General features: G+C 63.9%; 12 protein-coding genes. 2 read left to right on the top strand and 10 right to left on the bottom strand.

The window, feature by feature from the left end; all coding sequences use genetic code 11:
• Nucleotides 1-98: 98 nt before the first annotated feature.
• Complete coding sequence (locus LY284_RS26105) at nucleotides 99-869, top strand: IclR family transcriptional regulator (RefSeq protein ID WP_233388877.1); 771 nt, start codon at nucleotides 99-101, stop codon at nucleotides 867-869.
• A 23-nt stretch (nucleotides 870-892) separates the two neighbouring features.
• Here LY284_RS26105 and LY284_RS26110 read toward each other — a convergent pair whose 3' ends face one another.
• From LY284_RS26110 to LY284_RS26145, 8 genes are all read right to left on the bottom strand, one after another.
• Nucleotides 893-1,786 (bottom strand): 2OG-Fe(II) oxygenase, encoded by an 894-nt coding sequence (locus LY284_RS26110; protein WP_233388879.1) that lies wholly within the window; start codon nucleotides 1,784-1,786, stop codon nucleotides 893-895.
• An 8-nt stretch (nucleotides 1,787-1,794) separates the two neighbouring features.
• Nucleotides 1,795-2,463, bottom strand: coding sequence for a hypothetical protein (locus LY284_RS26115; protein WP_233388881.1), 669 nt, complete (start codon nucleotides 2,461-2,463; stop codon nucleotides 1,795-1,797).
• 80 nt (nucleotides 2,464-2,543) lie between these two features.
• The gene (locus LY284_RS26120) at nucleotides 2,544-4,010 is read right to left on the bottom strand and encodes a cytochrome-c peroxidase (protein ID WP_233388883.1); all 1,467 of its coding nucleotides are present in this window, start codon (nucleotides 4,008-4,010) and stop codon (nucleotides 2,544-2,546) included.
• A gap of 168 nt (nucleotides 4,011-4,178) precedes the next feature.
• Nucleotides 4,179-6,524: an alkaline phosphatase family protein gene (locus LY284_RS26125; protein WP_077160520.1), complete on the bottom strand. Its 2,346-nt coding sequence runs from the start codon at nucleotides 6,522-6,524 to the stop codon at nucleotides 4,179-4,181.
• 188 nt (nucleotides 6,525-6,712) lie between these two features.
• Nucleotides 6,713-7,960, bottom strand: coding sequence for an enolase C-terminal domain-like protein (locus LY284_RS26130; protein ID WP_233388885.1), 1,248 nt, complete (start codon nucleotides 7,958-7,960; stop codon nucleotides 6,713-6,715).
• A 4-nt stretch (nucleotides 7,961-7,964) separates the two neighbouring features.
• Entirely contained in the window at nucleotides 7,965-9,275 is a 1,311-nt protein-coding gene (locus LY284_RS26135) for an MFS transporter (protein WP_233388887.1), read from the bottom strand.
• A 28-nt stretch (nucleotides 9,276-9,303) separates the two neighbouring features.
• Nucleotides 9,304-10,071 carry an SDR family oxidoreductase gene (locus tag LY284_RS26140; RefSeq protein WP_233388889.1) on the bottom strand — a complete coding sequence of 256 codons (768 nt, stop codon included), beginning with the start codon at nucleotides 10,069-10,071 and terminating at the stop codon, nucleotides 9,304-9,306.
• A 99-nt stretch (nucleotides 10,072-10,170) separates the two neighbouring features.
• Nucleotides 10,171-10,890 carry a FadR/GntR family transcriptional regulator gene (locus tag LY284_RS26145; RefSeq protein WP_053571924.1) on the bottom strand — a complete coding sequence of 240 codons (720 nt, stop codon included), beginning with the start codon at nucleotides 10,888-10,890 and terminating at the stop codon, nucleotides 10,171-10,173.
• Nucleotides 10,891-11,025: 135 nt separating this feature from the next.
• On the opposite strand from LY284_RS26145, the gene LY284_RS26150 reads away from it, so the two are divergent.
• The gene (locus tag LY284_RS26150) at nucleotides 11,026-11,331 is read left to right on the top strand and encodes a DUF2681 domain-containing protein (RefSeq protein ID WP_233388891.1); all 306 of its coding nucleotides are present in this window, start codon (nucleotides 11,026-11,028) and stop codon (nucleotides 11,329-11,331) included.
• A gap of 22 nt (nucleotides 11,332-11,353) precedes the next feature.
• Here LY284_RS26150 and LY284_RS26155 read toward each other — a convergent pair whose 3' ends face one another.
• Together LY284_RS26155 and LY284_RS26160 are read right to left on the bottom strand one after the other, a co-directional pair.
• Nucleotides 11,354-11,824, bottom strand: a complete 471-nt coding sequence (locus LY284_RS26155; protein ID WP_077160517.1) for a bacteriohemerythrin — start codon at nucleotides 11,822-11,824, stop codon at nucleotides 11,354-11,356.
• 23 nt (nucleotides 11,825-11,847) lie between these two features.
• Entirely contained in the window at nucleotides 11,848-13,413 is a 1,566-nt protein-coding gene (locus LY284_RS26160) for a methyl-accepting chemotaxis protein (RefSeq protein ID WP_233388893.1), read from the bottom strand.
• Nucleotides 13,414-13,512: the final 99 nt, after the last annotated feature.

Below are 13,512 nucleotides of genomic sequence, written 5' to 3' on the forward strand. Positions count from 1 at the left end.
AGCGGCCCTGCGAAAGACGGGTTAACCCGTCAAATAGAACTTGAGTTCTGCTGGATAGAACAGTATAGTGACGACACTGACGACACGGGGGGAGAACGGTGCGAGAGACGACGGAGAGTTCAGCCGATGCGAAGGAGGCGTCCAGCGGCGTCGCGGTGCTGGATCGCGCTTTCGCGATCCTCAACGCCTTCGGCTCGAACGACGATCGACTGACGCTCACGGAACTGTCGCGGCGGACCGGCTTGTACAAAAGCACGGTCCTGCGGCTCTTGGGCGCGCTGGAGCATGGCGGCTACATCAGAAAGCTGAGCGACGGGCAGTACGCGGTCGGTCATCAGCCGTTACGGCTTGCGACGCTGTATCAACGGTCTTTTCAGGTTGGTCCTGTCGTGGAGCCGCTGCTTCAGCAGTTGAGCCGCGAACTGGGCGAAACGGCATCCTTCTACGTGCGTCAGGGCGATCATCGGCTGGTGCTGTACCGCGTCGAGCCAACGAGAAGCGTGAGAGTGTCGATCCGGATCGGCGAGGAGTTCGCGATCGATAAAGGCGCGTCCGGGAAGGTGCTGCTCGCCTTCACGGAACCCGGCGATTCGAGGTGGGACGACGTACGCGGGCAGTTGTGGGCGGTCTCGTATGGCGAACGCGATCCGGAGACGGCTTCCGCTTCCGTACCCGTGTTCGACTCGACCGGCGCGTTGCTGGGCGCGCTGACTTTGTCCGGCCCACGCGGAAGATTCGACGATGCGTCGACGATCGACACGGCTTTGAAGATGCTGCTGGATAGCGCCCGACGCGCAACGGTCGCTCTCGGCGGACAGGGCGCCCGGTACGATGCGAGCATCGCCAGGTTCGATCGTCCTCCTCAATGAGGCTTCGGGCGCCGCATCGCCAGCTAGCGCCCATTCCCGCCCAGCACGAAGCGGCGGGCGCGAATCCATTTCGTCGCGACCCACTTTTCGCCCGAACGCAACGGTGTGCTCGCATGCAGGGACGCGGGATCGCACACCCCCGCGCGGTTGCAGTACTCGAAATACAAGGCCTGGCCGCGACGCGGCACGACCGAACAGCCCACTTGCGGAAACACCGTCTCGCCACCGCCCTCGACATCGTTCAGATACATGAGTAAGGTGCCGACGCGTTGCCCGCTGCGCGCAATCGACTCGCGATTCATCTCGTTGCCAGCCACCAGATAATCGACATGCGGCGTCGACTCGGCGCCCGGCTGATATCGCAATAACTGCAGCCCTTCGCCGTTTTCCACGGCGAGGCCGGTGAGCGCGGCGATCCGCATTTCGAGGCGCGCCACCAGCGGCGTCTCCGCTAGACGAAAGAACGTGCCGTCGCTGCTGCGATGACCGGCGGCAACGTCGCGGCCGGTCACGGGATCGACCACGGTCGAGCGCGACAGACGCGGTCGCGCGAGGGCGATCAACTGGTCGCACTCGCTGCCCGTGAGGAACTCGTCAAGCAGGACGGCGGCCGGGCGCTGCAATCGCGCGATCACGCGCGTCTTGCGCTCGGCCAGATGGATGGAGGGCCCCACAGGCACCCGCAGCGGATCCGGCTCGAAAGCAATGGCGGGCGCGCCGAGGTCCAGCGTCTCGCCCGGCATGGGCACGCCATAGAGAAAGGCGGCCGCAACCGCATCGACCATGGCCGAAGACAGTTTCATCGAATTGTTTCGGCTGGCCAGATCGCGCTTGAGATGGTCGGGCTGCACGCCGCGCGTGAGGTTCAGGGCGATCCAGTCGCGCACCGGAGCAGGGAAATCGACGGTCAGAGGCATAGGTTATTTCAGCGCGGGAAGATCTCGTCGGCGACCCAGCCGTCGCGCGTGAGATGCATGCCTTCGCGCAACTGCTGCGTGCCCTCGCCCTCGATCACGCGCTGCACCATCGGGAACACGCGCAAGAAGGAAGGGTCCCGCGCCCATCGTGCCGGCTCGATCTTGTATGTGTAGAGCACGGATGTCATCGTGTCGCCGTCGCGCTGAACCGGCTTTTCCCAGCCGACCACCTTATCGAGCGTGAGCGTCGCGACGCAAAAGTCGGCGGGATGCGTGACGCGGGTCGTCCCCGTCGCGGTGACTTCGGGGATATGCAGATAGTATTTCTCGCCTTCACTCGTCAGCGAGTATTGACGCGCATGGGCGATCAGTTTCTTGCCCCCGTCTTTGCCCTGCACGGTCATGTCCTTCCCCGTGACGAGGCCGAGCTTTTCGAGTACGGGCATCTGCAACGAATCGTTCGTGCGAGCGGCCTTGTCCGCATCGATCACATAGACGGGCCAGTTGTATTTCCCGAGACACAGGTGCCCCCGCTTCGCGAGAAAATCGTTGACGGCGCTAGTGAAGTTATCGCGATTGGCTTCCTGAAGATGGCTCGTGTCGCGGGCGGCCGCATTGACGTGCATCGATACGGAAAGCGTGAAGGCAAAGAGAACGGCGAAGACAGGTCGAATCATGAATAGAAGAACACAAGAAAATAGATGAATGTTTGCGTGGTCCGTCCAGCCTTTGCCGGGCCGGACCGTGCCCGCTTCGATTAGTTCACGCAATCGCCCGAACTCGCTGCCTGCGCGGGCTGCTGATAGCCGTCGCTGAGCGTCTTGAGAAAGCAGATCAGGTCGGACACGTCCTTCTGCGTGAGCTGGGTCGCGCCGTGAAAGGGCCGCGCTTTCGCACCGTCCGCCGCGGTTGCGCCGCCGGCATCGGTCTGGCCCTGCCCCATCGGCAATTCCTCGTCGATGTTGCCTTGATACGCGACAGGCAGGTCGTTGAACCGGTTGATCTTCGCGCCCGGCGTATAGGTCGGCTGAAGCGCGAAACCCGGATTGTTGACGACCGCGCCGCTGCCGCCCGTCGACGGATACCAAAACTCCGGGTTCGTATCGCGCGTGTTGTAGAAATTCACGACCTGCACCAGCGAATGGAACACGCCGTTATGAAAGAACGCATTGCGCGACGCCACGTTGCGCAGCGTCGGCACCTTGAAGCGCCCGCAGTACGGGTCCGGCACGTTCACGCCCGTGAGCGGATCCGGTCCCGCGCCGCTCGTGGCCGAGCCGGGAACATGGAGCGTCGCGTAGGGTCCGCACAGACCCATGTCGATGAACGATGCGCTCGCGTTGGCGGGAATCGGATCGGGGTTGTTCGGAATCGACGCATCGTTGCGCGGCGCGCCGATCGCCTGATACGTGAAGTCGGTCATCAGGCCGACCGAGCCGTGAAAGTTCGCGCCCACGAAGTGGCAGGCCGCGCACCCGGCGCCGTTGGTCGTGTCGTTGAATAGCTGGAGACCGTGCAGCTCGGCGGCTGTCAGCGTGCCGCCGATCTTGTTGCCGAGGTAAAGGTCGAACTTGCTCGAATACGGCGCGAACGACGGGTCCTCGATCTGATACTGCTGGAGCGCGTCGCCGATATCGTTGAAGGTGGTCGTCGTGTCGCCGAACACCGCCTGGCCGTAGACCTGCTGGAACAGCGCGGCGTACGACGCGCTTCGCACGGCCTTGACGACCGCATCCGGCGAGCTGTTGTTCATCTCGATCGGATTCAGGAGCGGCAGCGCAGGCTGCGTCGCGAGCGAGGTCGCCCGGCCGTCCCACATGAAACCGCCGCCGGGCGCGTTCTGCGTCACGCCATCGGGGTTGTCGGCATTGTCGTCGTAGGGCGGCGTCATCGACTTGTAGCGCAGCGACGGCACCGCGCGCACGCCCGCCTGCGCCGGATCGGAGCCAAGCTGCACCGACAGGCTGTTCGGCGGACCGTAGGCAAAAGCCGGGTCGTGGCAACTGGCGCACGCCATGTTCTTGTTGCCCGACAGGCCCTTGTCGAAGAAAATCTTCTCGCCGAGCTGCGCTTTCGCGCTCAACGTCGATGCCGCCGGGGCGCTTGCCTGCATCGGGGCCGAAGCGCCGGACGCCGCCGATGTCCCGTTGTCGGACGAACTGCCCCCGCAAGCGGCGAGCATGAGAGTAGTGCAACAGAGTGCAGCGAGAAATAGCTTACGCATGGCGGATGTCGTCTTCTGGCCGAGGTTTCGATACGTGTGCCGGGGATCCGGCCGGCCGGAAAGCTGGAAGGATGCTTAAAGAAGTCGCCGGGTGACGCGCGCGCCACCCGGCATGCCAACGCGGATGCCCGAGGGAAAGAGCGAGCCCTTTCCCCTTCGGCACGCGCCTTACTTGACCGCCCAGATATTCGTCTGGGTCTTGTCCGGACCCGGCTGGCGGTTGGCTTCCTGCGTACCGATGATGTCAGCCGGATTCAGCCGCTGCGTGTAGCCGGCCGGCGTGATGTACGCATGGTTCATCGGGCGCACCGAATCGAAGTGCGTATCGGCGCTGCCCGCGAGTTCCGGCAGGTTCAGGACGTTGGCCGTGATGAACTTCTCCGTGTACTTCGAACGGCCGATGTACGTGAACTCCTGGCCCGGCGCCGGATCGGCAAGCTGGAACATGTCCTGCAGGGTGCGCACGAACGAGAAGTGGCTGTACGCGTCGCTATCCTGAACGCCTTGCGGACCGTGGTTCGTGACCACGCCAAAGATCGAATTGCCGTGACCGTGATTCCCATGGTTGTACACCGTGGTCGTCACCGGGGAATACTTGCCGTTCGAATACGTGAGCGGTTCCGCGCCGCTGGTCTGCGACGGATTCCAGCCGCAGCACGACGTCGAACTGCCTTCGCCTTCGTCGAACATCACGACGATCGCGACCTGGCGGTTCGGGTTGTTCCAGATCGGCGAGGACTGGATCTTCGTCACGACTTGCTGGACATACGCATCACCGCGCTTCACCAGGGCGTCGCCGGTGCAGGTCGCATCGCTGCCCGTGCCGTGCATGTCGTCGCACTGGTCGGGAACGACGAAGTTGATCGCGCCGATATCGCCGTTCTTCAGGTCCGTGCCGAACTGATCGTAGTCATAGCCCGCGGGAATGGGGTAGACGGACGTGGCCTGCATCGCCGTGGCGTACTGCGTACCGAAGATCGTCCGGTTGCTGGCGTAGAACTCCGGCAGCGAGCGCGCGGTCTGGTAGGCCATGCCCGGATGATGCTTGGTCTTGTACAGCGCCGAAGGCATCGCCATGGGCGCGCTGGTCAGACCTGCGGTCACGGTTCCCGCCAGGCCCTTGTAACCGGCCACCACGGCGGGGTCGGCGATGCTGTCGGCACGCACGTCCTGTCCGGGGTTCATCGACTCGCTATAGGTGCGCCACGAGAGGCCCGCGGCCGAAAGCTGCGTGAACAGGTTCGACGCGACGATGTTATGCGCGGCATCCGCACCGACCGGGCACTTGCCATAGCCCGACAGATTGCCCTTGCTGTTGTCCGGAACGGCCGGCAACGCCACGAGGGGCTGCCCGTCCGACGCCTTGCCGCCCGCGAAAGCGGTGTCCTTGAGCGCGGATGCATCCATGCCGCAGCCCCACCAGTTATCGTCGGTGATGCCCCAGTCGTCCGCGCCGCCGAGCGCCGTGTAGTTCGGCTCCGACGGATTGCCCGTCGAATAGTAGGTCGTCGCCTGATTCCACTTGCCGGTGCTGAAGTCCAGGTTGCCGGCGATATACGGTGCGTCGCCGGAACCTTCGATACCGATCGTGCCTTTCGCCGTCGTGCCGATCGAGCGGTTCTCGAGCATGACGATGAACACGGCGTCGTAGCGCGGAATGCCTTCGAGGTTGAACGCAGCCTGTTGCGCTTGGGCGAACGTGATGGGCGCCTGAGTCTGGTTCGTCTTGACTGCCGTCGCCGTCGAGACGCCCGCCGCGCCGATCAGCGACGGGTCGCCGCCCGCCATCGCGAGGTTGTCCGGGTAAAGATCGCCGCGATCGAGCTTGGTGGCCGCATAGGCGTAACGGCTCGTGAGCGCATTGTCTTCATAGAGAATGGCCGACTGTTCCGCGCCCGACAGCTTGTTCACGTCGGCGAGCACGTCGGCGGCAGGCACGGTCGCCTGCAGTGCCGCGACGCCCGGGCCGCTCAGGCGCGTGGCGAGATTCGCCTTCTCGGTCGCGTAGTCGCTGCCGTTTGCTTCGACGAGGCGTTGCACTTCGGTCGACATCGGGCTGATCACGACATTCGCCGCGCCCTGGTCGGCGATTTGCGCAGCCGAGGCACGCAGGATCAGATGGTTCGCAACGGCGGTCCCGCTCGCCGAATTGCTCGCCTTGTTACCGATATCGGCGAGCAACTGGCCGCTCGCGGAAGCATCGACCTTCAACGCGAACTTGCCTTGCGCGTCGGTCGTGGCGGTGACTTCCGAGTCGTCGCACTTGCCGTTGCTGTTGGCGTCGACGCACACCGTGGCGCCGCTGTAATAGCCCGCCTTGATGACCGGGTCGCCCGTGGCGCTACCCGGCGCAAACGCCGTCGCGGCGACTACGCCGGACAACGTCTTGCTCGCGGGTGCGCTGGAACCTGACGACGCCGTGGTCGAATCACTGCCGCCGCAGGCGGCCAGCGTACACGCCATCGCAAGGGATGTGAGAACAAGGGGAATGCGTTGCTTCGAGCTGACTGACATTGTGGGGAACCCGGCTGGTTTGGAGAGCACTCTTGTTGTTTTCACGAGTAATGGACTCGTGAATCTTTCTGCCGGCGGAATTATCAGACCCCTTCATGCATCTGCTGTGACTGCCTCCTTACGTTATGTCGCTGACTTATTACATATTCCTTGAAGATTACGCGCAGTGATAGGTCGTTGAAATTGCATCAAGGCGTCTGCAATCCGCCATCCATCAAACGTGTCTGCGTCCAACGCGTGACATTCGACTCGCACGGATACTTCGCCGCTTCGTTCTCGTCGAGGTCTACGCCCAGACCGGGCTTGTCATTCGCATAGACGTAGCCGCCGCGAAATTCGGGCAGGCCAGGGAAGACATCGAGCAACGCGGCGCGCGGCCCTTTGAGTTCCTGAATCACGAAGTTCGGCGGCTCCGTGCCCGACCATTCCTGCACACCGAAATTACGCGATGTCAGGTCGATGTGTATATTCGCGGCATGCGCGAGCGGCGACATATCGCCCGGTCCATGCCACGCGGTTCGCACGCCGAATTGTTCGGCGAATATCTGCAGCTTGCGCCCCGCCGTGATGCCGCCGATCTGGCTCAAATGCACGCGAATGAAATCGATCAGCCGCTCGCTGATCAGGAAACGCCATTCATACGGGTTATTGAACAACTCGCCCTGCGCGAGCGGCGTCGTCGTCTTGTCGCGAAGCTGGCGCATCCATTCGCCCTCTTCCAGCGCAATCGCATCTTCGAGGAAGAAGAGCTCGAACGGCTCGAGTTCGCGTGCAAAGCGGATCGCTTCCACGGGCTTCAATCGCTCATGCACGTCGTGACAAAGCTCGACATCGAAGCCGATCTTGCTGCGAATGCCATCGAACAACTTGAGCGTTTCGCGGATGTACTTGCGACTGTCGAGGTAGATGCCATCGGGCGCGCCCCGTGGCGCGTTCGAGGGCGCGGAGCCGAATCCGCCCCCGCCGTAGCCGCCGCTCTGACAGCGAACATGCGTGATGCCCTGCTCGCGATAACGCTGGATGTTGTCGCAGAGTTCAGCGAGATCGCGCCCGTCGGCATGACGGTAGATGGGCACGCCTTCGCGCACCTTGCCGCCGAAGAGCTGATACAAGGGCATGTTTGCCTGCTTGCCCTTGATATCCCATAGCGCCATGTCGATGCCGGAGATCGCATTGTTCTCGATCGGCCCGTTGCGCCAGTAGGCGTTCTGGTGCATCAACTGCCAGAGTTCCTCGATCGCTTCCGCATTGCGCCCGATGAGCAGCGGCCGCAAATATTCTTCGATCAGGCATTTCACGGCGAGATGCCGATACGCGAAGGTCGCACAGCCCAGCCCGTAGAGCCCATCCTGATTGGTCTCGATCTTGACGACGACGAGATTGATGCCTTCAGGGGCGGTCAGGATGACTTTGATGTCGGTAATCAGAGTTGCCATTGCTTTATTTCGCGAGAGCCGAGGGAACGGGTTTCTTGCCTGCGCTGCCGGATGGCGTCGAACGTTCGCCCGAGTGCGCCGGCACGAGCATCATCAGAACGACGGAGGCAAAGAGCGCCGCGGCCATGAACGCGTATGACGCCGCGGGGCTGCCGGTCGCACCGTTCAGATAGCCGACGACCCATGAACCGAGGAACGCGCCGAGCGCGCCGCTCGCGTTGATGAAGCCGATCGCGCCGCCGAGCACGTTGCTCGGGATCAGTTCCGGCACGAGCGCGAAGAACGGGCCGTATGGCGCATACATGGTCGCGCCGGCAATCACGAGCAGCGTGAACGACAGCCAGAAGTTCGAGCTGCCGACAAGATAAGAGCCGACGAACGCAATCGTGCCGATCAGCAGCAGCGGCCAGACGAAGAGCTTGCGGTTGCGCGTTTTGTCGGAGAGCCAGGATGCGAGCAGCATCAACACGATGGCCGCGAGATACGGCACGGCCGAGAGCCAGCCGACCGAGACGATATCGATTGCCGATGCCGACTTCAGAATGGACGGCAGCCACATGATGAAGCCGTACACGCCGACGCTCCACAGCGCATGGATCGCGCAGCACTTGAGGACGATCGACGAACGGAACGCCGCCTTGTAGTCGCGCACCGGCGCGATATGCGCCTGCTCCGCTTTCAGACGCGCATCGAGTTCGGCCTTCTCGGCGTCGGTCATCCACGGCGCGTCGGCGGGCTTGTCCTTCACCGTGAACCACCACACGATCGCCCATGCGATCGCCGGCACGCCTTCGATGATGAACATCTCACGCCAGCCGAAGCTCTTGACGAGATAGCCCGAAAGCACCGACATCCACAGCACCGTGACCGGATTGCCGAGAATGAGGAAAGTGTTCGCGCGAGAGCGTTCGGTGCGCGTGAACCAGCGGCTGATGTACATCAGCATGGACGGCATCACGGCCGCTTCGACGATACCGAGAATGAAGCGCAGCGCCATCAGCATCGGGATATTGCTCACCATGCCGGTGAGCGCGGCGCACGCGCCCCACAGCAGCAGGCTCGCGAAGATCAGCTTCTTGACGCTGTTCTTCTGCGCGTAGATCGCGCCGGGAATCTGAAACAGGCAATAGCCGAGGAAAAACAGCGAACCGATCAGCGACGACGTGGCATGCGTGATGCCGAGATCGCGGTCGATGCCCGCGGCGGCGGCGAAGCCATAGTTTGCGCGGTCGAGATAGGCGAGGCTGTAAGTGATGAAGATGATGGGCATGAGATACCACCATCTCTGCGGCGCCACGGTTTTGACGTGATCCATGATGTCTCCGGAAATCGTATCGAGGTGATCAGAGGACGGCGAGCCAGCCGCCATCGACGTAAATGATCTGGCCGTTCACATAGCTCGATGCGGGCGACGCCAGATACACCGCCGTGCCGACGAGTTCTTCGGGCCTGCCCCAGCGTTGCGACGGATTGCTGCTCTTGACCCACGCGTCGAAGCTCGGGTTGTCGACGAGCGCCTGGTTCATGTCGGTGAGGATGTAGCCGGGGCCGATCGCGTTGGCCTGAATGTCGTGCACGGCCCATTCGGCGCTCATCGCGCGCGTGAGCATCTTCACGCCGCCCTTGGCCGCCGTATAAGGCGCAACGGTCGCGCGCGCGCCTTCGCTCGTGAGCGAGCCGATATTGATGATCTTGCCGCCGCGGCCGCGCGCGATCATGCGCCGCGCCGCTTCCTTCGCGACGATGAACGCGCTCGTGAGATCGGTGTCGATCACGCGTTGCCAGTCGGCGAGCGCAAGCTCGATCATCGGCTTGCGAAACTGGATGCCCGCGTTATTCACGACGATATCCACGTCGATGCCCTCCGCGTCCCACGCCGCGAACGCGGCGGCCACCGATGCCTCGTCGGTGACGTCGAATGCGCGGCCGAGTGCGTCGAAGCCTTGCGCGCGCAGACGGCCGGCCGCGGCATCGACGGTATCGGCTTTCGTGCCGTTGACGATGACGCGCGCGCCCGCCGCCGCGAGCCCTTGCGCCAGCGCGTAGCCAATGCCGCGCGCCGAGCCGGTGACGAGCGCCGTGCGGCCGCTCAGATCGAATAACGTGGTCATGCCGTGTTCCTGTCGATTAGGTTGAAATCGTGGGCGCGAGCGCGCCCGCGCAGCCTCGTCGGGAGGCTGCGGCCTGGTCTTCGCATCACTGAAAGCGTGTTACAGCGGCTGGTCGTTCGCGGTGCGGGTAAGGGCCGCGCGATCGTCGAAGTCCTTTTCCGCGCGCTCGATCAGCGTCAGCACGGCGTTCGCGGCCGCTTGCGCATCGCCCTGTTCGATCGCGACGCACAGCGCTTCGTGCATCGGCAGCGAACGCGCGGGCCCGCCTTCGATCTCCGAACTCAGTTCGAAGCTCGTGCGCAGGATCGCGGAAAGCGCGTTTTGCATCTGCTGGATGAACTGGTTGTGGCACGCCGTCAGGATCGCGCCGTGAAACGCGAGGTCGGCGGGCACGTATTCGCCCTGCCCCGCGACAGCGCGCTCCATCGCCTTGAAGGCGCGCCGCACCGCCACGCGATCCTCCGGCGTCGCGCGGGTTGCGGCCAGCCTGGCGGCGTTCGGCTCGATGATCGTGCGCAACTCCATCAGGTCGCGAATGAGGTCGGCATCGACCGCGCCGGCGCGCGCGCGCCAGGTGATGACGTCCGGATCGAACAGTTGCCACTGCGAGCGCGGCAGCACGATGGTGCCGTGCCGGCGGCGCACCTGAAGCATGCCCTTCGCGGACAGCGATTTCATCGTCTCGCGGATGGTGATGCGGCTCACTTGCATCTCTTCCGCGAGTTCGCCTTCGGCGGGCAGGATGTCGCCCGGCTGGAACCGGCCGGCGCAGATCTGCTCGCCCATCCGGTTCAAGACCTGCCTGTGTAAAGTCGGCATGCGTTATCCTTCTCTAGGTCATACGTATGATCTGGAAGGTATCAGCGATGCTCGGCCATGATCAATCCGGGTTGACCCGGAGGGGCGAATCGGGCGAAGCTGCCCTTTCATTGCCGCAAGGAAGGAGATTGAGTGATGGACAACGGCAGAGTGCCGCCACGGCGCGTGACGTATGAGGACGGAGTGCCGGCAGGCGGTTCCGGATGGTTCGGCCGGGTGACGGCTACGATTGTGAGCGTGATCGTGCTCGTGGCAGCCGCGATGCTCTCGCTGGTGCTGCTCGCCGTGCTGTTCGGCGTGGGCGCGATCGTCGTCGGCTATCTATGGTGGAAAACGCGCGCGCTGCGCCGGCAAGCGCGCGACTTCGGCGACGATGGCCGCACGATCGACGCCGAGATCGTTCAGAAGGAGTCGCCCGAGGAGGATTCCGCGAAACGCTGACGCCCCGCGGCCCCGAGCCTGATCAGATCTTTCGTCTGATCACGACCGGCTTGCCGCCCATCGTCTGCTTGGTCATCCATGCCGCCAGCGCTGAGTCCAGGTAGTCCGCATGCCCTGGGAACCAGTCGAAGAGGTGCATGCCGAGATCTCGAACCAGCTCGGCGCCGGCGTGCCCGAGTCCGACCGCTTCCTTGACTTCACGGACCGAATTCAGGACGGCGGCATGTTCGTCGAGGTGGCAGTCGCGCGGCGGGAAATTCGTCGAACGCATCCACTCGTCTTCCTGCTCGAAGTGGCTGACGGCGTGCTTCTCGAACTCGTCGATCGCGTCCGCGGCGGTGGCGTCGGTGCAGGTCACGAGCTTGCGCGCGACCGTATAAAACTCCTTGTGCACCTCGTCCATCTGCGTGAAGCCCAGGAGCCGTGCGTCGGACCAGGCGAAACTCGTGTCGCTGGGCGGCGCCGGTGGGCGCGTAACGTTTTGCTCGCTCATCTTCGTTGTCTCCGCGTGTCCTGTTAAGCCGGCAGTGCCGCTTGCCGGGGCAAGGCCGCATCTTCGCGCAACCTGAACACCGCCACCGCGTCGCGCAGCGAGGCAGCCTGGCCCGCCAGCGCCTGCGCCGCCGCCGAGGCCTGCTCGACCAGCGCCGCGTTTTGCTGTGTCACCTCGTCCATCTGCGTGACGGCCAGATTGACTTGCTCGATGCCGCTGCGCTGCTCTTCCGACGCCGCCGAGATCCCGTTCACGACGCCTGCGACCCTTTGCACCGAGCCGACGATGTCGGCAATGATCGCTCCCGTGTCCCGCACGAGCACGGAGCCCGTCTGAACGCGCCCGGCCGACTGTTCGATGAGCGCCTTGATCTCCTTCGCCGCCGAGGCGCTGCGCTGCGCCAACGACCGGACCTCGGCCGCCACGACCGCGAAGCCGCGTCCTTCTTCACCGGCACGCGCAGCCTCCACGGCCGCGTTCAGCGCCAGAATGTTCGTCTGAAACGCAATCGCATCGATGACGGAAATGATTTCGCCGACCTTGCTCGAACTGTCGGAAATCCCGTGCATCGTCTCGACGACCTTTTCCATCATGACTCCGCCGCTCGTTGCAGTTTGCCACGCATTTTGGGTCAGCGACGACGCGTCAGCGGCATGATCGGCATTCTGACGCACGGCCGCGGTGATTTCCTCCATGCTGGCGGCCGTCTCTTGCAGCGATGCCGCCTGTTCCTCGGTGCGCGATGACAAGTCGAGATTGCCCGAAGCAATCTGCGCGCTCGCCGTCGCAACACCTTCGGCGTTGTCCCGCACCTTGCACACGACCTGCGCGAGACTCGTCTGCATGTGCTTGAGCGCTGCGAGCAATTCAGCGATTTCGTCCTTGCCGCGCGCCTCGAATTCGAGTGACAGGTCGCCCGTCGCGACGGCCTGCGCACAGCCGAGCGCCCGCGCCAGCGGCCGCGACACGGTGCGGCTGAACAGGTAGCCACCGATCAGCGCGAGCGCAAGCACGAGGAGCATCAGCGCGACGCTGGCGATGGACGCGCGCCGGGCGCCGCGATCGGCCTCTTCCGACACGCGCGCGCTATCGGCCGCGATGTTCTTCGCCGCCTGCTCCAGCAGTGCGGCCGGTTGGCGATCGACGCCCGCGACGGCGTCGTCGCCCGCCGAAGGCTCGAAGCCAGCCGCTTTGAACGCCTCGAAGCCGCGCCGGTAGCCTTCCCCCATAGCGACATGCGCGGAAGCGAAACGCTCGATCAGGTCGCGGCTTTCGCCTGCCGGAAGTCTGTGCTTGAGTTCGTCGGCCAGCTTGCCGACCGCACTTTCGCGGGTCTGAAAGGCGCTCCAGTACTTCTGGAGCCTGGCCGGGTCCTTGCCGCGCAAGAGCGTGTCCTTCCACTCCTGCACCTGCAGCTTGAACGTGACGAGCGTTGCCGAGACCATCCGCTCGTTGGCTACGTTGTTCGCGACTTCATCGCGATAGGCATCGATGGAGGCATTGAGCGCGAAGATGCCGTACAGGGCGCCGGCGAACATGAGCACGAGCGCCGCGGCAAAAGCGAGGGGTATCTTGAGGCTGAGCTTCATCGGGAAACTGTGGATAGACAAGGTGACGGGATTCGCGCGTGGTACGCCCGTTATCGGCAAACCCGGTCGCAAACTGAAGGGCGGCCTTGTCCGCGCCGT

Origin of the sequence: Caballeronia sp. PC1 (assembly GCF_021353155.1) — a bacterium.
Classification (GTDB): Bacteria; Pseudomonadota; Gammaproteobacteria; order Burkholderiales; family Burkholderiaceae; genus Caballeronia; species Caballeronia cordobensis.

Coding starts and splice junctions, on each gene's coding strand:
- LY284_RS26110 (WP_233388879.1), bottom strand. CDS start 1,786: ATGCCTCTGACCGTCGATTTCCCTGCTCCGGTGCGCGACTGGATCGCC.
- LY284_RS26115 (WP_233388881.1), bottom strand. CDS start 2,463: ATGATTCGACCTGTCTTCGCCGTTCTCTTTGCCTTCACGCTTTCCGTA.
- LY284_RS26120 (WP_233388883.1), bottom strand. CDS start 4,010: ATGCGTAAGCTATTTCTCGCTGCACTCTGTTGCACTACTCTCATGCTC.
- LY284_RS26125 (WP_077160520.1), bottom strand. CDS start 6,524: ATGTCAGTCAGCTCGAAGCAACGCATTCCCCTTGTTCTCACATCCCTT.
- LY284_RS26130 (WP_233388885.1), bottom strand. CDS start 7,960: ATGGCAACTCTGATTACCGACATCAAAGTCATCCTGACCGCCCCTGAA.
- LY284_RS26135 (WP_233388887.1), bottom strand. CDS start 9,275: ATGGATCACGTCAAAACCGTGGCGCCGCAGAGATGGTGGTATCTCATG.
- LY284_RS26140 (WP_233388889.1), bottom strand. CDS start 10,071: ATGACCACGTTATTCGATCTGAGCGGCCGCACGGCGCTCGTCACCGGC.
- LY284_RS26145 (WP_053571924.1), bottom strand. CDS start 10,890: ATGCCGACTTTACACAGGCAGGTCTTGAACCGGATGGGCGAGCAGATC.
- LY284_RS26150 (WP_233388891.1), top strand. CDS start 11,026: ATGGACAACGGCAGAGTGCCGCCACGGCGCGTGACGTATGAGGACGGA.
- LY284_RS26155 (WP_077160517.1), bottom strand. CDS start 11,824: ATGAGCGAGCAAAACGTTACGCGCCCACCGGCGCCGCCCAGCGACACG.
- LY284_RS26160 (WP_233388893.1), bottom strand. CDS start 13,413: ATGAAGCTCAGCCTCAAGATACCCCTCGCTTTTGCCGCGGCGCTCGTG.